This window comes from Actinoplanes sp. NPDC026623, from assembly GCF_040638275.1.
Lineage (GTDB): Bacteria > Actinomycetota > Actinomycetes > Mycobacteriales > Micromonosporaceae > Actinoplanes.
In genome coordinates this window covers 1-16,753 of the sequence record NZ_JBEZXZ010000111.1, presented here as the reverse complement: position 1 = coordinate 16,753, position 16,753 = coordinate 1, and the positions used below count along the sequence as shown (strand labels likewise).

Here is a 16,753-nt window from a genome sequence, read left to right as displayed (position 1 = left end):
ACGGGAAGTTGCGCCGTGTTTGACACCTTGAGCGACCGCCTCTCCGGGATCTTCACCAAGCTCCGCGGCAAGGGCAAGCTCACCGACGCCGACATCGACGCCACCGCACGCGAGATCCGTCTCGCGCTGCTCGAGGCGGACGTCGCGCTGCCGGTGGTCAAGTCGTTCATCGCCAACCTCAAGGAGCGGGCCCGCGGCGCCGAGGTGTCGCAGGCGCTCAACCCGGCGCAGCAGATCGTCAAGATCGTCCATGAGGAACTCATCACCGTCCTCGGTGGCGAGGGCCGGCGCCTGCAGTTCGCCAAGCAGCCGCCGACGGTGATCATGCTGGCCGGCCTGCAGGGTTCCGGTAAGACCACGCTGGCCGGCAAGCTGTCGCGCTGGCTCAAGGGCCAGAACCACCAGGTCCTGCTGGTCGCGGCCGACCTGCAGCGCCCCAACGCGGTCAACCAGCTTCAGGTCCTCGGCACCCGGGCCGGCGTCGACGTCTACGCGCCCTCGCCCGGCAACGGCGTCGGCGACCCGGTGCAGGTCGCCAAGGACTCGATCGAGCACGCCAGGCGGACGGCGAAGGACATCGTCATCGTCGACACCGCCGGCCGTCTCGGCATCGACGCGGAGATGATGCAGCAGGCCCGCGACATCCGCGACGCCGTAGATCCCGACGAGGTCATCTTCGTCATCGACGCGATGGTCGGTCAGGACGCGGTCACCACGGCCGAGGCGTTCCGCGACGGCGTCGGCATCACCGGCGTGGTCCTCTCCAAGCTGGACGGCGATGCCCGCGGTGGCGCGGCGCTGTCGGTCCGGCACGTCACCGGCGAGCCGATCCTCTTCGCGTCCACGGGCGAGAAGCTCGAGGACTTCGACATCTTCCACCCCGACCGGATGGCGAGCCGCATCCTGGGCATGGGTGACGTGCTGACCCTCATCGAGCAGGCCGAGCAGGCCTTCGACGAGGATCAGAAGGAGAAGATGACCTCGAAGCTGCTCGGTGGCGAGCAGTTCACCCTCGAGGACTTCCTCGACCAGCTGATCGCGGTCCGCCGGATGGGACCGATCGCCAACGTGCTGGCGATGATGCCCGGCATGGGCCAGATGAAGGGCCAGCTGGACGAGCTCGACGACAGCCACTTCGACCGGGTCACCGCGATCATCCGCTCGATGACCCCGGGCGAGCGCACCAACCCGAAGATCATCAACGGCTCCCGCCGCGCCCGCATCGCCAACGGTTCCGGCGTGACGGTCATGGACGTCAACCAGTTGCTCAACCGCTTCGTCGACGCGCAGAAGATGATGAAGCAGATGGGCGGCATGATGGGCCTGCCGGGCGGCAACCGCCGCAAGGCGACCAAGAGCCCGAAGAACAAGCGCAAGGGCACCAAGGGTGGCAACCGGCCGCGCGTCGGCGGCATGCCGGGCGGCTTCCCGGGTGGCATGCCGCAGCTGCCGCCGGGCATGGACCCGAGCGCGCTGGGCGGCGGGCCGGGCCAGGGGCTTCCGCCGGGCTTCAAGCTCCCGAAGCTCGACTTCAACAAGCTGACCAAGCGGCCCGACGACGACAAGCGCTGAGATTGGCACGCGACAACTAGTCAGGGGTCTAGTATCGTGAACGGCGAATCCTTCGAGGGAGAGCCGATGACCGCTGCGTTGAGCCTGCCGCAGAGACAGGACTGGACCGTCGACGATCTGGCGAGCCTTCCCGGGGATCTTCTCTACGAGTTGATCGACGGAAGGTTGATCTTGCCCTCCCCCACGCCGATTCATCAGAACCTCGGGGTCAGGGTGCTGTTGGTGCTCGAGGCCGGATGCCCTCCGGGGTTGATGGTCGTCACCGACCTCTCACTCAAGGTCAACAGTCGCAACGAACCGCGGCCCGATGTGGTCGTCATCAGCGTTGATCACGCGAACCGGAGCCCGGTGCCGGTCGAGGACGCGGTGCTGGCGGTCGAGGTGATCTCGCCGGAGTCTCACTTCCGCGACATGTACGCCAAGGCCAAGGTCTACGCGGCCGCCGGGATCGCCCACTACTGGGTCATCGATCCGCTGTACGAGGACGGCATCGTGCTCTCCCAGTTCCGGCCGGGCGCCAACGGTGACTACGAGATGGTCGGCAGCACCCGCGAAGTGTTCACTACCGACGTGCCGTTTCCGGTGAAGCTGGACCTGCCGGCCTTGACCGCACAGCGGCGCCTGCTGCTTGAGGGTGCCCGGTCTCAGGACTGAGGTCGGGCATCGGGTAGGACTGTCCTATGGCGTTGCATGTGCGGGGGACGGTCCTGCCCGACGGAGAAGTCCGGGACCTCTGGCTGGTAGGGGACCGGATCACCTTCGAACCGGTCGCGGATGCCGACACGATCAGTGACGGCGGGTTCGTCGTGCCGGGACTGGTCGACGCCCACTGTCACCTCGGTATCCAGTACGGCGCCCAGCCCATCGAGAGCCTGGACGAGGCACGGGAGCTCGCACACACCGACCGTGACGCCGGGGTGCTCGCGCTGCGTGACGCCGGGTCGCCGTACCCGTATCCCGAGCTGGACGACGAGCCCGGCATTCCCCGCCTGGCCCGGGCCGGCCGCCACGTCGCGCCCAGCCGGCGCTACCTGCGCGACATCGGCATCGAGGTCGACGCCGCGGACGTGGCCGCGACCGTCACCGAGCAGGCCAAGGCCGGCACCGGCTGGGTGAAGCTGGTCGGCGACTGGATCGACAGGTCGGTCGGCGACCTCGCGCCGTCCTGGGACCCGGCCACCATGGCCGCGGCCGTCGAGGCCGCGCACGCGGCCGGTGCCCGGGCGGCCGTGCACACGTTCTCCGAGGAGGGCGTCGCGCAGATGGTGCGGGCCGGCGTCGACTCGGTCGAGCACGGCACCGGGCTGTCCCTCGACCTGATCGACGAGATGGCCCGGCGCGGCACCGCCCTGGTGCCCACAATGATCAACATCCGGACCTTCGGCGGGATCGCGGACAAGGCCCGCGCCAAATTCCCCGGGTACGCCGATCACATGATCGCCCTGCGCGACGGCTTCCCTGGGGTGGTCGCCGCGGCGCACGAGGCCGGCGTGCCGATCTACGTGGGCACCGACGCGGGCGGCAGCATCCGGCACGGCCTCGCCGCCGAGGAGATGCTGCTGCTGCACGAGGCCGGCATCCCCGCGGTCGACGTGCTCGCCGCGGCGTCCTGGCGGGCGCGGGAGTGGCTCGGCTTTCCCGGGCTGGTCGAGGGCGGCCTCGCGGACCTCGTCGTCTACGCCGAGGACCCGCGGCGTGACCTGAGAGTGGTCCGCGCCCCGCGGCGGATCGTGCTGCGGGGCGCGGTCGTGCGCTGAGGGCGAGCTCAGTCCGTGATGCCGGGCCATCTCGCGGAGCAACCGTTCCGGCGGGCCAGGGGGCGTACAGCTGGTCCAGGTCAACGGGCCTGGCGGACACGGGATGCCCACGTGGGTGGTTGCCTGAGGGGCGCGACTAGGATGCTGCCTCATGGCTCGCGTGCTCACTCCCCGTGCGGAGGACTTTCCCCGCTGGTACCAGGACCTCATCGCCAAGGCCCAGCTGGCCGACAACGGCCCGGTGCGCGGGACGATGGTGATCCGGCCGGTCGGCTATGCCATCTGGGAGCACATGCAGGCCGACATGGACATCCGGATCAAGGAGGCGGGTGCGCAGAACGCGTACTTCCCGCTCTTCATCCCGGAGAGCTACCTGCGCCGCGAGGCCGACCACGTGGAGGGCTTCTCCCCGGAGCTCGCCGTGGTCACCCACGCCGGCGGCAAGCAGCTGGCCGAGCCGCTCGTCGTGCGCCCGACCAGCGAGACGGTCATCGGTGAGTTCATGGCCAAGTGGGTCGACTCCTACCGTGACCTGCCGCTGCTGCTGAATCAGTGGGCCAACGTGGTGCGCTGGGAGCTGCGGCCGCGCACCTTCCTGCGGACGACCGAGTTCCTCTGGCAGGAGGGCCACACCGCGCACGCGACGGAGGAAGACGCCCGCCGCTACGCCCGCGAGATCCACAAGCACGTGTACGAGGATTTCATGGTCAACACGCTGGCCATCCCCGTGGTGCCCGGCCGCAAGACCAAGGGCGAGCGGTTCGCCGGCGCCACCAACACCATGACCGTCGAGGCCATGATGGGCGACACGAAGGCCCTGCAGATGGGCACCTCGCACGAGCTGGGGCAGAACTTCGCCAAGGCGTTCGACATCAGCTACTCGTCGTCGGCCGGCGCGGTCGAGCACGCCTGGACCACGTCCTGGGGCACCTCCACCCGGATGATGGGTGGCCTGATCATGGTGCACGGCGACGACAACGGCCTGCGGCTGCCGCCGCGGATCGCGCCGGTCCAGGCGCAGGTCATGGTGGTCAAGGCGGGCGAGGGCGTCACCGAGGCGGCGGCCAAGCTCCGCGACGAGCTCAAGGCCGCCGGCGTACGGGTCAGGCTCGACGACCGCGCCGACATCCCGTTCGGCCGCCGGGCGGTCGACGCCGAGCTGCAGGGCATTCCGGTACGCATCGAGGTCGGCCCCCGCGACCTGGCCGCGGGAAACGCGGTCGTGGCCCGGCGCATCGACGGCACCAAGTCGCCCGTCGCCCTCGGTGAGGTCGCGGGCGACGTGGTCAGCGCGCTCAAGGCCGACCAGCAGCGGATGTACGACGACGCGCTGAGCTTCCGCGAGGCCAACACCGTCGACGTCAAGACGCTGGGCGAGGCGATCGAGGCCGCGCAGACCGGCTGGGCCCGGGTGCCGTGGTCGGCGGTCGGCACGGACGGCGAGGCCGAGGCGAACGGCAAGGCGGTGACCGTGCGCTGCCTGTTCCGCGAGGACGGGTCGATGCCGGACGCCGACGACGAGCCGAACCTGATCGCCATCCTGGCGCGTTCCTACTGAGCATGCGGTTCGCACCGGGCCGCGAGGTCCTCTACCGCAACATCGACGGCGCGCGGCTCGCCTCCGTGCGCCCGTGCCGGGTCGTCGTCGACGACGAGCGCGGGCTGCTGCTGTGGCTGGCCCGCGGCTCGGCGGTGGTGGTCGAGGCGGCCCGGGACGGCCGTGGCCTGCGGGACATGCCGTTCAGCGAGTGGATCGGCCTTGAGACCGAGGTCGTTCCCCGCACCTGGCAGGGCCCGGGCCTGCTGAAGTTCATCCCGCCGGAGGCCGACCACTCGGTCTGGTTCTTCCGCGACGACGAGGGCGTCTTCCTCAACTGGTACGTCAACCTCGAGGAGCGGGCGCTGCGCTGGGACGACGGCCACGTGGCCGGCGTCGACGTGATCGACCAGGACCTCGACGTGGTCGCGAACCCGGACCGGACCTGGCAGTGGAAGGACGAGGACGAGTTCACCGAACGCCTCGCCTACCCGGACCACTACTGGGTCCGCGACGAGCAGGCGGTCCGCGCCGAGGGTCTTCGAGTCATCAAGATGATCGAGGCAGGCGATTTCCCCTTCGACGGCACCTGGACGACCTACCACCCGGACCCGTCCTGGCCGGTACCCACGGCCCTCCCCGCGGGCTGGGACCGCCCCGCGATACCCCGTAGTTGACCTTCACCAAGCACGGACCTGGCAGGGCGTGGGCGGCCGCTCATGAGCCGCCAGGCGATTGGCCGCCCACGCCCGGTCTCGGCGTGAGCGACGGTCAGCACCATGCAACCAGGCACGACAGGCACCAGATTTTGATCTTGGTATCGGCGAAATGACAGGCCCGATTGGGAGTCGCACCCCTGCTCTGGCAGAATGGGGGAGTCCGGCGTGCGTGAGCTGCCCTCTAACTCCCCACGTGTCGCCAGTCCTCGAGGCATCGGTCCCATATCCCCACGTGGGTTCCGTCGGCTCACCCGCGCACCGGCCCGACTGATCGGGTCGGTCGTCATGCAACAGGAGCGAACAAGACCGTGGCCGTTAAGATCCGGCTCCTTCGGATGGGCAAGATCCGCAACCCGCAGTACCGCATCGTCGTCGCCGACTCGCGCACCAAGCGTGACGGCCGCGCGATCGAGTACGTGGGCATCTACCAGCCCAAGGAACACCCGTCGATCATCCAGGTGAAGTCGGAGCGGGTGCAGTACTGGCTCTCGGTCGGCGCGCAGCCGAGCGAGGCCGTGCAGCGCCTGCTTGAGAAGACCGGCGACTGGCAGCAGTTCAAGGGCCTGCCGGCCCCGCCGCCGCTGCTCATGGCGCCCGAGAAGGTCAGCCGCACCGCGGCCTACGAGGCCGAGGCGAAGGCTGCCGCCGGCGTCGCGGACGCTCCGGCCGCCAAGACGGCGAAGAAGGCCCCGAAGTCGGCCGACAAGGCAGCCGACAAGTCGGCAGACAAGGCACCGGCCTCGGCCGAGGCCGCGGCCGCGAAGCCGGCCACCACCAAGGCCGTCGACCCGGCCGAGCCCAACCGCGAGGCCGTCGCCGAGGACGCGAAGGACCCGGCCGGTGCCGGCGCCGACGGGAACTGACGGGGCGCTCCGGCCCGCGCTGGAGCACCTCGTCAAGGGCATCGTCGACAACCCGGACGACGTCCGGGTCCGGCTGGTCGACTCGCGCCGCGGCAAGCGGCTCGAGGTGCGCGTCCACCCCGAGGACCTGGGAACGGTCATCGGGCGCGGCGGGCGCACGGCCAAGGCGCTGCGTCAGGTCATCGGTTCGATCGGTGGGCGCGGCATCCGCGTCGACATCGTCGACGCGTACTGAGCTGCTGCCTGATGTTGCTGGTCGTCGGTCAGATCGGTAGGCCCCACGGCATCCGTGGGGAAGTGCTGGTGACAGTGCGGACCGATGATCCAGAGGCGAGATTCGCCGCCGGATCGGCGTTCACCACGGAGGTCCCCCGGGACCGCCGGGTGAGCACCGGTCCGGCGGCCGCCGCCGTGCCGGGTGTCCTTTACCAGGTCCCGGCGAAGCTCGTGCTCGAGTCGGTGCGCTGGCACCAGGGCAAGGGGATCGCCCAGTTCGAGGGCGTCGTCGACCGCAACACCGCGGAGGCGCTGCGCGGCGTGCTGCTGCAGATCGACAGCTCCGAGATCGCCGATCCCGACGACCCGGACGAGTTCAACGACCACCAGCTGGCCGGGCTCCGCGTGGTGTCGGTCGACGGCACGGTCCTGGGCACGATCGACCGGATCGACCACGCGCCCTCCTCCGACCTCATCGTGCTCGAGAAGGCCGGCGGCGGAACGGCGCTCATCCCGTTCGTCACCCAGATGGTGCCGACGGTCGACCTGGCCGGCGGCCAGGTGATCGTCGACCTGCCCGAGGGCCTGCTCGATCTGTAGAAAAAGGGCCCGTCTGTGCGCGTCGACATCGTCTCGATCTTCCCGGACTACTTCACCCCGCTGGACCTGTCGCTGATCGGCAAGGCGCGGGGCACCGGGCTCCTCGAGTTGTCCGTGCACGACCTGCGCACCTGGACCTCCGACGTGCATCGCACGGTCGACGACACCCCGTACGGCGGCGGCCCGGGCATGGTCATGCGCCCGGAGCCCTGGGCGGCGGCGCTCGACGCGGTCGCCTCTCCCGCCGCCCAGTTGATCGTGCCCTCGCCGGTCGGCCGGCCGTTCACCCAGGCGGACGCGCACGAACTGGCCGAACTTCCGCATCTGATCTTCGCGTGCGGCCGGTACGAGGGCATCGACCAGCGGGTGCTCGACGACGCCGCGTCCCGGATGCCGGTGCGGGAGGTCTCGCTCGGCGACTACGTGCTGTTCGGCGGCGAGGTCGCGGTCATCGTGATCATGGAGGCGATCACCCGCCTGCTGCCCGGGGTGCTCGGCAACGCGGACTCGCTCACCGAGGAGTCGCACGCGGCCGGGCTGCTCGAGGCGCCGGTCTACACCAAGCCGGCGACGTGGCGCGACCGCGCGGTGCCGGAGGTGCTCCGCTCCGGCGACCACGGGCGGATCGCCCGCTGGCGGCGCACGGAATCCCTGCTCCGGACGGCCTCGCGGCGCCCGGACATGCTCGCGGCCTACCCGCCGGAGTCGCTCGACAAGCTCGACCGGGCGGCCCTGGAGGGGGCCGGATTTCCGATCACACCTCCGGGTGTGGCAAAGTAGTGAGGTTGCCGTTAGTCCCCCACGCCGTGGGCGGACGGACGAGGACCGATGGCGCTCGCCGAGGGTCAGAATCACCCATTCGCGCATCGAACTCCCGGTGCGCATTGAGTACGACGAGGATGCAGCGATGAACACCCTGGACGCACTCGACGCCCAGTCGCGACGCACTGACATTCCTGACTTCCGGGCCGGTGACACCGTCAAGGTGCACGTGCGGGTCGTCGAGGGCAACCGCTCCCGTGTCCAGGTCTTCCAGGGCGTCGTGATCAGCCGCCAGGGTGGCGGGCTGCGCGAGACCTTCAAGGTCCGGAAGATCAGCTTCGGCGTCGGCGTCGAGCGGACCTACCCGATCAACAGCCCGCAGCTGGACCGCATCGAGGTCGTGACCCGCGGTGACGTGCGGCGCGCCAAGCTCTACTACCTCCGCGAGCTCCGTGGCAAGAAGGCCAAGATCAAGGAGCTGCGCGAGAAGCAGACCGTCAGCTGAACCCCATAGCGATCCGGGCCGTATGTACTCGGACTGACGTTTGCTGCGCGAGCGGATTACGCTTGCGCCAGTGACGGATGGGAATCAGTGCCACCGCGGCAGTCGCCGCGTTGGTGGACCATTCGCACTACCGCCCGGCTGGTCCCCCCACGGGGGATCTCGGGCGGTAGTGCTGTATCCGGGGCGGCTCGACCGGACGGCGGCGGGAGATGCGTAGCGTGGAACCGATGCAGGGGTATCGAGCCTCCTCGTCCGGACGGCGCCGCGGGCGGGTGATCCGACGCAAGGAGATGCCCCTCTGGCAGGAGTTGCCGCTGCTGCTCGTGGTGGCGTTCTGCCTCGCCGTCCTGATCCGCACCTTCCTGGTGCAGGCGTTCTACATCCCGTCCGGCTCGATGCAGACCACCCTCGAGATCAAGGACCGGGTCCTGGTCAACAAGGTCGTCTACGACATGCGCGATCCGGTGCGCGGCGAGATCGTGGTCTTCCGCGGCACCGACAACTGGGCGCCCGAGCAGCCGGCCGAGCCGCTCAGCAACGACTTCGGCGCGAAGCTCGGCCGGACCGTCGGTGACCTGGTCGGTGTCAGTCGACCGGGGGAACGTGACTTCATCAAACGGGTGATCGGACTGCCGGGCGACAAGGTCGCCTGCTGCGACGATCAGGGCCGGATCACGGTCAACGGCGAGCCCATCGACGAGCCCTACATCTTCGAGAACTCGCCCATCGACGCTCCGCCCAACCCGCGCCAGTGCACCAGCCGCCGCTTCGCCGAGGTGACCATCCCGCCGGGTGAGATGTTCGTCATGGGCGATCACCGGCTGGTGTCCCAGGACGCCCGCTGTCAGGGCCCCGTGCCGATCGACAACATCATCGGCCGGGCTTTCGTGGTGGTCTGGCCGACAAAGCACTTCACCAGCCTTTCCGTGCCCGACAACTGGAAGGCGTACGGCGCCGCGCACCCGGTGGCGGCCGCCCCGCCCGCCGGGCAATCCAGGCGCGAACCCGATCCCGCCGCCGCCGCCGTCGCGCTTCCGTTTCTCTTAAGTGTCGGCGTATCCGCGCGTTCCGGTCAGTGGTTGTGGCCGCGGCGACGTAGGCTCCGTTCGTGATTGACGAGCAAGCCGAAGAGAAGCGCCGCGGGTCGTTCTGGCGCGAGCTACCGATCCTGCTGGGTGTGGCGATTCTCGTCGCCGTCCTGGTACGCGCCTTTGTTCTGCAGACCTTCTACATCCCGTCCCCCTCGATGGAGCACACGCTCAACGTCTGGGACCGGGTTCTGGTCAACAAGCTCGTCTACGACTTCCGGGACCCCCGCCGCGGCGAGATCGTGGTGTTCAAGGCCCCGACGAAGTGGCAGCGCGGCACGGAGGGCGAAGACTTCATCAAGCGCATCATCGGCGTCGCCGGCGACCATGTGGTCTGCTGCGACGACAAGGAGCACCTGATGGTCAACGGGGTCTCGCTGCCCGAGCCCTACATCTACACCGACGCCGACGGCAGGCAGGACCCGGCCGCGGACGAGGACTTCGACATCACGGTGCCGGCCAACCGGCTCTGGGTCATGGGTGACCACCGCTCCGCCTCCGGCGACTCGCTCGAGCACTACGAGACGAGCGACAAGAACATCGACGAGGCCACCGTCGCGACCGATGCGGTCGTCGGCCGGGCCTTCACGATCTTCTGGCCGGTGAGCCGGGCGGCCTGGCTGTCGGTGCCCAAGGAATTCGAGGCCATCCCGGACGCGGCGCCCGCCAACTGACCCGAGCTCAAGATCGACCACGGGCGCAATAGGCTTGGGTCGTGACGTTCATCGACCGACGGGCCGCGCGGGTGCTGCTGATCGACGCGGCGGACCGGGCGCTGCTGCTGCGCGGCGGCGATCCGGCCCGCCCGGGCCTGTGGTGGTGGTTCACGCCCGGCGGTGGCCTGGACGAGGGCGAGACGCCCGCGGCCGGCGCCGCCAGGGAGTTGTTCGAGGAGACCGGGCTCGAGGTCGAGCCCGCCGACCTGGGCGAGCCGGTGCACCACGACACCGCCGAGTTCAGCTACGAAAACCGGCAATACCGGCAGGAACAGGATTTCTTCGTCCTCCGGGTGCCGCGGTGGCAGGTCGACACCAGCGGGTTCGACGCGGCCGAGCGGCAGACCATCACCGACCACCGCTGGTGGTCGGCGGCGGAGGTGGACGCCTCCACTGAGGAGATCTACCCCGTAGATCTCGCCGACCTGTTGCGGCGGGCCTGCTGATGCTCAGCCCGCCCCGCACGGTGGTGCGCCGCGAAGGCGGCCTCTACGCCCTCGAGCGCGCGCTGCAGCGCCGCGGCTTCCGGCACGTGGCGGGCGCCGACGAGGCGGGCCGTGGCGCCTGTGCCGGGCCGCTGGTGGCCGCCGCGGCAATCCTGCCCGAGGGCCGGCGCGGCGAGATCGACGAACTGGCCGACTCCAAGTTGCTCACCGCCGCCGCCCGCGAGCGCGTCTACGGCGAGGTGGTGGCCCGGGCGCTGGCCTGGTCCGTGGTGATCATCCCGCCGGCCGAGGTGGACGGACGCGGCCTGCACGTCTGCAACCTGGCCGCGATGCGCCGCGCGCTCGCGTCGCTCACCACCAGGCCGGATTACGTACTCACGGACGGGTTCCCGGTCGACGGCCTTCCAGCGCCGGGCCTCGCCGTCTGGAAGGGCGACCGCGTCGCCGCCTGTGTGGCGGCGGCCAGCGTGCTCGCCAAGGTCACCAGGGACCGGCTGATGGTCGAGCTGGACGGCCGGTTCCCGGACTACGGCTTCGCGGTGCACAAGGGCTACATCACCGACGAGCACAGCGCGGCGCTGGTCCGCCACGGCCCCTGCGTCGAGCACCGCTTCTCGTACGTGAACGTGGCCGCGGTATCCGGGCGCGGCAACCGGCCGCCCCGCGCGCGCCGCCCCGCGATTGCGCGCCCCGTCACCGCCGAGCCGCTGATGCTCTGGCCAGCGGTGGAGGGTACCGTCGGCGTGGCGTCGGGCGAGCAGCCTCGGCCGCCGGTGCCGGTGGGGGAAGATGAGGCCATGGAGGGCGAGAAGCGATGAGCGCAGAGGATCTCGAGAAGTACGAGACCGAGATGGAGCTGCAGCTCTACCGGGAGTACCGCGACATCGTCCGACAGTTCTCGTACGTGGTGGAGACGGAACGCCGGTTCTACCTGGCGAACCAGGTCGACCTGCACGTGCGCAACTCTGACGGCGAGGTGTATTTCGAGGTCGAGATGCACGACGCCTGGGTCTGGGACATGTACCGCCCGGCCCGCTTCGTCAAGAACGTCCGCGTGATGACCTTCAAGGACGTCAACGTCGAGGAGCTCGAGAAGCCGGACATCTCGCTGCCCGATGAGGCGGGCTTCGGCGGCAGCTAGGCGCCGCCCGGGTTTATCCACAGGCGGGGTCGCGGCCGGGCCCGGCCAGGAGCACGATGCCGGGCATGCATTTTCTGCTCTCGGCACTGCTGGTGCTCGCCGGCGTGCCCGCGCCCGACCGGGCGGGCTACGGCTGGCCGGTCGACGGGCCGGTGGTCGTGCGGCGCTTCGACCCGCCGCCTGCGCCCTGGCTGCCCGGGCATCGCGGCGTCGACCTGGCCGCGGCACCCGGCGGAGCGGTGCGGTCGGCGGGTGCGGGCACGATCGTCTTCGCCGGCGGCGTCGCGGGGCGGGGCGTGGTCAGCATCGCGCATCCCGGCGGCCTCCGGACCACCTATGAGCCGGTGCTGAGCGACCTGCGGCCCGGAGCGGTCGTGGCGGCCGGCGACGAGATCGGCGTCCTGGCGGCCGGGCATCCGGGCTGCCCGGCACCGGCCTGTCTGCACTGGGGGCTGCGCCGCGGCGGCGAATACCTCGATCCGCTCATCCTGCTGGGCCTCGGCCGCGTGCGCCTGCGCCCGCTGTGAGGCGCGTGCGCCCGGTTGTGGGCGCGTGCGGCGGTTGTGGGGCGCGTGCGCCCGGCTGTGAGGCGCGTGCGGCTGCGCCCGCTGTGAGTCAGCGCAGGGCGGCGAGCAGGGGTGGCAGGCGCTCGGCGAGCCGGTCGAACTCGTCCGCCCTGTTGTAGACCTGCGCGCTCAGCCGCAGCCACCCGCGGCCGCCCCACGCGTTGATCGCGACCTCCGTGGCCAGCTTGTCGGCGATCTGCTGGCGCAGCGCGGTCGCCTCCGGCTGCGTCGTGGCCATCCCGGTCGGCAGCGGCAGGATCCGCATCGCGGCCTCGGCCGCGCCCGGGTCCGGCAGGTCGGCCGGCGCGAGGCCGAGGCCCGCTCCGACAACCCGCTGCCCGTACGCCGCCAGCGCCGCGTTGTGCGCGCGCACCGCGTCGAGGCCGAGGGTGCGCAGGGTGAACAGCCCGGCCGGGGCGGCGAGCCACGGCGTGTAGTCCACGGTGCCCTGGAACTCGACCGCGAGCGGGAAGCCCGAGTCCTGCTCCCAGGAGACGACGAGCGGCTCGATCCGGCGGCGCCAGGCCGGCGCCACGGCGAGCAGGGCCGTGCCCCTCGGTGCGTACGCCCACTTGTGCAGGTTGCCCACCCAGAAGTCGGCGCCGATCCGGTCGACGTCGACCGGCAGCATGCCCGGCACGTGCGCGGCGTCGACGAGGACGGGGATCTCGTGCTCGCGGGCGGCCGCGACGATCTCCCGCACCGGCAGCACCTTGGCGGTGGGGGAGGTGATCTGGTCGACGATCAGCAGCTTGGTCTTGCCGGGCCGCAGCGCGCCCCGGATCCGGGCGACGACCTCGGCGTCGGCGGCGTCCAGCGCGAGGGCGACGGTCCGCGCGCTGGCGCCGTCGCGCCGGCACTGGCGCCGCACCGCGAAGGCGTTGGAGCCGTAGCCGTGGTCGGTGAGCAGCACCTCGTCGCCGGAGGTGAGCCGCACCGACTGCAGCACGAGCGAGACCGCGGCGGTGGTGTTGGGCATCAGGGCGCTGCCGTCCGGATCGGCGCCGAGGAAGGCGGCCAGGTGCCGTCGCGTGTGGACGATGCGGTCGGTGAGCCCCGGATGCACGAAGAACGACATGGGATTGCGGTCGACCTCGTCCCGCAGCCGCTGCTGGGCCCGCTGCACGCCGATCGGTACGGCGCCGAATGAGCCGTGATTCAGATAGGCGGTGGCCGCATCCAGGGAGAACAGGAGCCGCGCTCCCGGGATGGGCGGGGGCGGATCTCCGGCGCTCACCCTGTGATCGTACGGGTCGATCCGGCCGCGGTCCCGGTTGAGCCTTTTTCAAGGTGGCGCTGGTTGCGCCTTTCAACGCGGCCAGGACGGCGGCACCCGGCGGGATCGATGTTCCGGACCTTTCTGGCCGGCCGGCGCCACCAGCCGGATGCCGTTGGACTCGTCGTCCATCACGCGGCCGACCGCCTTCCCGCCGGTGGTGGAGATCCTCGGCCGGTCGGCGCCGCCCGGGGCCAGGCTGACATTGCTCGTTGTTGCTTGCCGTCCTCGCACGCTGCCCTGGGATCGGAGGTCTGTCGTCCGACCTGAGAGTGGTCCGCGCCCCGCGGCGGATCGTGCTGCGGGGCGCGGTTTGGCGTGGTGGCGATCGTCTAGGAAGCGAACGGCGGTGCGGCCACCCGCGGGACCTCATCGGCGTGGTCAGGCGCGGGGGTGTGCCTGTTTGAAGGCGGCGCGGAGGCGTTCGGTCGAGACGTGGGTGTAGATCTGGGTGCTCGACAGCGAGGCGTGCCCGAGCAGGTCCTGCACGGCGCGCAGGTCGGCGCCCCCGTCCAGCAGGTGCGTGGCGGCGGCGTGGCGCAGGTCGTGCGGGCTGGTGTGCGGAAGCCCGGAGCCCCGCGCGGCGGAGGCCACGATCCGGCGGACCAGGGTCGGCTGCAGCCGACCGCCCCGGGCACCCAGGAAGAGCGCGTCACCGCTGCCGGCGTGCGCGACGGCGGCCCGCCCCCGCAGCAGCCAGTCGTCGAGGGCCCGCTGGGCGGGTATGCCGTAGGGGACGACCCGCTCCTTGGCGCCCTTGCCGAAGACGCGCACGACCCGGCGCCCCTCGTCCAGGTCCGCCACGTCCAGGCCGCACAGCTCGCTGACCCGTACGCCGGTCGCGTAGAGCAGTTCGAGCACCGCCCGGTCGCGTACCGAATGCGGGTCGGCCGCGGTGACGACCAGGTCCGCCGCCTGATCGGCGCGCAGCACCGACGGGAGATCGCGATGCGCCCGGGGGCTGGACAAGGCCGCGCCGACGTCGGCCGGGGCCGACCCGGACCGGTGCGCCCAGGCGGTGAACGTGCGCGCGGCCGCGGCCCGCCGCGCCTGCGAGGTGCGCGCGGCGCCGTCGGTCATCCGCTGCGCGAGCCAGCCCCGGAGCACGGCGATGTCGAGGTCGGCGGGCGCGGCGCAGCCGAGCCGGGCGGCGTGGTCGAGCAGGGAGACGACGTCGCCGACGTAGGCGCGAACGGTGTGCGCCGAGCGGTTGTCGACCCGGGCGAGATGCAGGCCGAAGTCGTCGACGGCCTGGCGCATGGCGCCCGGAAGCGCCTCGTGAACCTCGCGGGTGCTCATCGTCCTTGCTCCACGCCCCTATCATTCCGCGTTGAGGCTCGGGGGTAGAGATGACATCAGGGCGCGGTTGGGCGGCGGTCCTGCTGGTGCTGGCGCTTGGGGCGTGTTCGAGCCCTCAGGACGGGCCGGACGCGGCGCCGCCGTCACCGGCGAGTGCGGGTCTCGGGAATGCGCCGGCCCAGCCGGCCGAGCCGACCCAGCCGACCCTGCCGGCGGAGACGGTGACCGAGGCCAACTTCGTCTCGCCGTCGGGAAACATCGGCTGCTACGTCGACAAGAACGTCGCGCGCTGCGACATCGTGAAGAAGTCCTGGAAGCCGCCGCCGGCGCCGGACGACTGCGACCTGGACTGGGCCGGCGGAATCGCGCTGTCCAAGTCGGAGGAGCCGGCGTTCACCTGCGCGGGAGACACGGTGCTGGGCGCGACGGAGACGCTGAAGTACGGGAACGCCGTGCGGGCGGGCGACTTCACCTGCGGCAGCGAGCGGACGGCGATGCGCTGCGAGAACACGGCGACGGGGCACGGCTTCGCGCTGTCGGTGGAGAAGTACGACATGTTCTGACCCCGGCTCCGGGGCCAGTGGGTCAGGGGCGGGTGAGCTGGACCCGGTCCGCCGGGTGCACCGTTCTGGTGCCGTCGGTCGCCGTGACAACCAGCACCGGGACGCCCTCGCCCAAGCGGTACTGCCGGCGCTCCGCGTCGGTCGGCATGCGGGCGCCCGCGCGCTCGCCGCGGCCGAGGGTCACGGTCTCGGTCGGCTCCGGCACCCGGACGAACGTCCCCCGTGGCCGGTCGACGGTGACCAGTCCCTCCGTGCGCAGCTGGCCGATGGCCTGGCGCACGGTGGTGCGACTGATGCCGTACTCCTGGGCCAGGCGCAATTCGCTGGGCAGCGGCTCGCCGGGGGCGAGGCTGCCGGACTCGATCTGGTCGCGCAACAGATCGGCGAGCTGGCGGAAGACCGCGCGGTCTGCCGAGGGATCGATCATGACTCACACCGTACGTGGTCACGATGCTCCATAGCATTGTACGTATGTTCGATTGTCGATACGCTCCTACGGCCACGCTGAGAAGGCCTAGCTCGATCGGGTGGTGCAAGGCGGCGGCGGTCGGCGGTCCCTGCGAGGTCCCGGCCGCCGTCTGCCCTAATTGCTGCGACATCCGGGAGCGGTCATGCCGAACGTCGACTGGAATCCGATGTGTCCGCCCGCCCGGCGTCGGCCGTGGCGGTGTTCACTCCAGGGGTTCCTGGCTCGGCAGGCCGGTGAGGCCCGGCCGCACCCACGAGAGGAAGCGCTCGTAGAGATCTGGAGGCGGTGCTTCGCCGTGTGCGGTGAGATCGTTCATCGCCTCACACAGGTGGGACGACATGTAGATCGTCAGGCTGGACGGATGCCGGTGAAACTCGGCGAGCAACTCGTCCTTTGCCTGCGCGCACGGCCAGGGGTGCCCGCAGGCGTTGCAGTCCCAGGTGGGCCGGGCGCCGAGATGCTCCACTGTCTCCCGGGCGCTCACCACCGGCGGCCCTGGCCGGCCCGGTATGCCTGGGCCGGTGTGAGATCGCCGGCGCGTCCGACCTGCGAGAGCAGCACGGTGGGCGCGGCCCAGGCGGGCGCGCGGGCCTGGGCCGCGGCGTCGGCGCCCCAGGCGTCGCCTCCCCGGATGAATCCGCTCGGTCCGGTCTGGCCG

General features: G+C 71.0%; 21 protein-coding genes. 17 read left to right on the top strand and 4 right to left on the bottom strand.

Translation table 11 applies throughout. The features are described from left to right. Positions 1-15 precede the first annotated feature (15 nt). The 16 genes from ffh (at position 16) to AB0F10_RS27810 (ending at position 12,449) form a co-directional block, all read left to right on the top strand. Complete coding sequence (gene ffh, locus AB0F10_RS27885; RefSeq protein ID WP_360631209.1) at positions 16-1,572, top strand: signal recognition particle protein; 1,557 nt, start codon at positions 16-18, stop codon at positions 1,570-1,572. Between the two features lie 66 nt (positions 1,573-1,638). Further along, positions 1,639-2,226: a Uma2 family endonuclease gene (locus AB0F10_RS27880; RefSeq protein ID WP_360631206.1), complete on the top strand. Its 588-nt coding sequence runs from the start codon at positions 1,639-1,641 to the stop codon at positions 2,224-2,226. 26 nt (positions 2,227-2,252) lie between these two features. Beyond that, on the top strand, positions 2,253-3,329 hold the full coding sequence (locus AB0F10_RS27875) for an amidohydrolase family protein (protein ID WP_360631203.1): 1,077 nt from the start codon (positions 2,253-2,255) through the stop codon (positions 3,327-3,329). A gap of 151 nt (positions 3,330-3,480) precedes the next feature. Continuing rightward, positions 3,481-4,887 (top strand): proline--tRNA ligase, encoded by a 1,407-nt coding sequence (gene proS / locus AB0F10_RS27870; protein WP_360631200.1) that lies wholly within the window; start codon positions 3,481-3,483, stop codon positions 4,885-4,887. A 2-nt stretch (positions 4,888-4,889) separates the two neighbouring features. Then, the gene (locus AB0F10_RS27865; protein WP_360631197.1) at positions 4,890-5,543 is read left to right on the top strand and encodes a DUF402 domain-containing protein; all 654 of its coding nucleotides are present in this window, start codon (positions 4,890-4,892) and stop codon (positions 5,541-5,543) included. 350 nt (positions 5,544-5,893) lie between these two features. Then, positions 5,894-6,448, top strand: a complete 555-nt coding sequence (gene rpsP, locus AB0F10_RS27860; protein WP_360631194.1) for a 30S ribosomal protein S16 — start codon at positions 5,894-5,896, stop codon at positions 6,446-6,448. Beyond that, positions 6,426-6,683 carry an RNA-binding protein gene (locus AB0F10_RS27855; protein ID WP_184990105.1) on the top strand — a complete coding sequence of 86 codons (258 nt, stop codon included), beginning with the start codon at positions 6,426-6,428 and terminating at the stop codon, positions 6,681-6,683. The genes rpsP and AB0F10_RS27855 overlap by 23 nt, the downstream gene beginning before the upstream one ends. Before the next feature lie 14 nt (positions 6,684-6,697). Beyond that, positions 6,698-7,264, top strand: a complete 567-nt coding sequence (gene rimM, locus AB0F10_RS27850; RefSeq protein WP_360631236.1) for a ribosome maturation factor RimM — start codon at positions 6,698-6,700, stop codon at positions 7,262-7,264. Between the two features lie 15 nt (positions 7,265-7,279). Then, positions 7,280-8,044 (top strand): tRNA (guanosine(37)-N1)-methyltransferase TrmD, encoded by a 765-nt coding sequence (gene trmD, locus AB0F10_RS27845; RefSeq protein ID WP_360631189.1) that lies wholly within the window; start codon positions 7,280-7,282, stop codon positions 8,042-8,044. A gap of 127 nt (positions 8,045-8,171) precedes the next feature. Beyond that, positions 8,172-8,531, top strand: a complete 360-nt coding sequence (rplS, locus tag AB0F10_RS27840; RefSeq protein WP_023561854.1) for a 50S ribosomal protein L19 — start codon at positions 8,172-8,174, stop codon at positions 8,529-8,531. A 227-nt stretch (positions 8,532-8,758) separates the two neighbouring features. Next, positions 8,759-9,643 carry a signal peptidase I gene (gene lepB, locus AB0F10_RS27835; protein ID WP_360631186.1) on the top strand — a complete coding sequence of 295 codons (885 nt, stop codon included), beginning with the start codon at positions 8,759-8,761 and terminating at the stop codon, positions 9,641-9,643. Then, positions 9,640-10,293: a signal peptidase I gene (gene lepB / locus AB0F10_RS27830; RefSeq protein ID WP_360631183.1), complete on the top strand. Its 654-nt coding sequence runs from the start codon at positions 9,640-9,642 to the stop codon at positions 10,291-10,293. The genes lepB (AB0F10_RS27835) and lepB (AB0F10_RS27830) overlap by 4 nt, the downstream gene beginning before the upstream one ends. Before the next feature lie 41 nt (positions 10,294-10,334). Then, entirely contained in the window at positions 10,335-10,781 is a 447-nt protein-coding gene (locus AB0F10_RS27825; protein ID WP_360631180.1) for an NUDIX domain-containing protein, read from the top strand. Then, positions 10,781-11,599 carry a ribonuclease HII gene (locus tag AB0F10_RS27820; protein WP_360631178.1) on the top strand — a complete coding sequence of 273 codons (819 nt, stop codon included), beginning with the start codon at positions 10,781-10,783 and terminating at the stop codon, positions 11,597-11,599. The genes AB0F10_RS27825 and AB0F10_RS27820 overlap by 1 nt, the downstream gene beginning before the upstream one ends. Then, entirely contained in the window at positions 11,596-11,922 is a 327-nt protein-coding gene (locus AB0F10_RS27815; protein WP_023561849.1) for a DUF2469 domain-containing protein, read from the top strand. The genes AB0F10_RS27820 and AB0F10_RS27815 overlap by 4 nt, the downstream gene beginning before the upstream one ends. Before the next feature lie 65 nt (positions 11,923-11,987). Beyond that, entirely contained in the window at positions 11,988-12,449 is a 462-nt protein-coding gene (locus AB0F10_RS27810; protein ID WP_360631175.1) for a M23 family metallopeptidase, read from the top strand. 88 nt (positions 12,450-12,537) lie between these two features. Here the strand turns inward: AB0F10_RS27810 and AB0F10_RS27805 are convergent, their stop codons facing one another. Both AB0F10_RS27805 and AB0F10_RS27800 read right to left on the bottom strand, forming a co-directional pair. Then, on the bottom strand, positions 12,538-13,725 hold the full coding sequence (locus AB0F10_RS27805) for an aminotransferase class V-fold PLP-dependent enzyme (RefSeq protein ID WP_360631172.1): 1,188 nt from the start codon (positions 13,723-13,725) through the stop codon (positions 12,538-12,540). 420 nt (positions 13,726-14,145) lie between these two features. Beyond that, positions 14,146-15,063 (bottom strand): tyrosine recombinase XerC, encoded by a 918-nt coding sequence (locus tag AB0F10_RS27800; RefSeq protein ID WP_360631169.1) that lies wholly within the window; start codon positions 15,061-15,063, stop codon positions 14,146-14,148. Positions 15,064-15,113: 50 nt separating this feature from the next. Between AB0F10_RS27800 and AB0F10_RS27795 the strand changes: the two genes are divergently transcribed. Then, positions 15,114-15,626 (top strand): DUF6636 domain-containing protein, encoded by a 513-nt coding sequence (locus AB0F10_RS27795; RefSeq protein WP_360631166.1) that lies wholly within the window; start codon positions 15,114-15,116, stop codon positions 15,624-15,626. 22 nt (positions 15,627-15,648) lie between these two features. On the opposite strand, the gene AB0F10_RS27790 is transcribed toward AB0F10_RS27795, so the two are convergent. After that, a complete protein-coding gene (locus AB0F10_RS27790; RefSeq protein WP_360631163.1) occupies positions 15,649-16,053 on the bottom strand; it encodes a winged helix-turn-helix domain-containing protein in 405 nt (134 codons plus the stop codon). A gap of 244 nt (positions 16,054-16,297) precedes the next feature. Further along, positions 16,298-16,579 carry a hypothetical protein gene (locus AB0F10_RS27785; protein WP_360631160.1) on the bottom strand — a complete coding sequence of 94 codons (282 nt, stop codon included), beginning with the start codon at positions 16,577-16,579 and terminating at the stop codon, positions 16,298-16,300. Positions 16,580-16,753 lie beyond the last annotated feature (174 nt).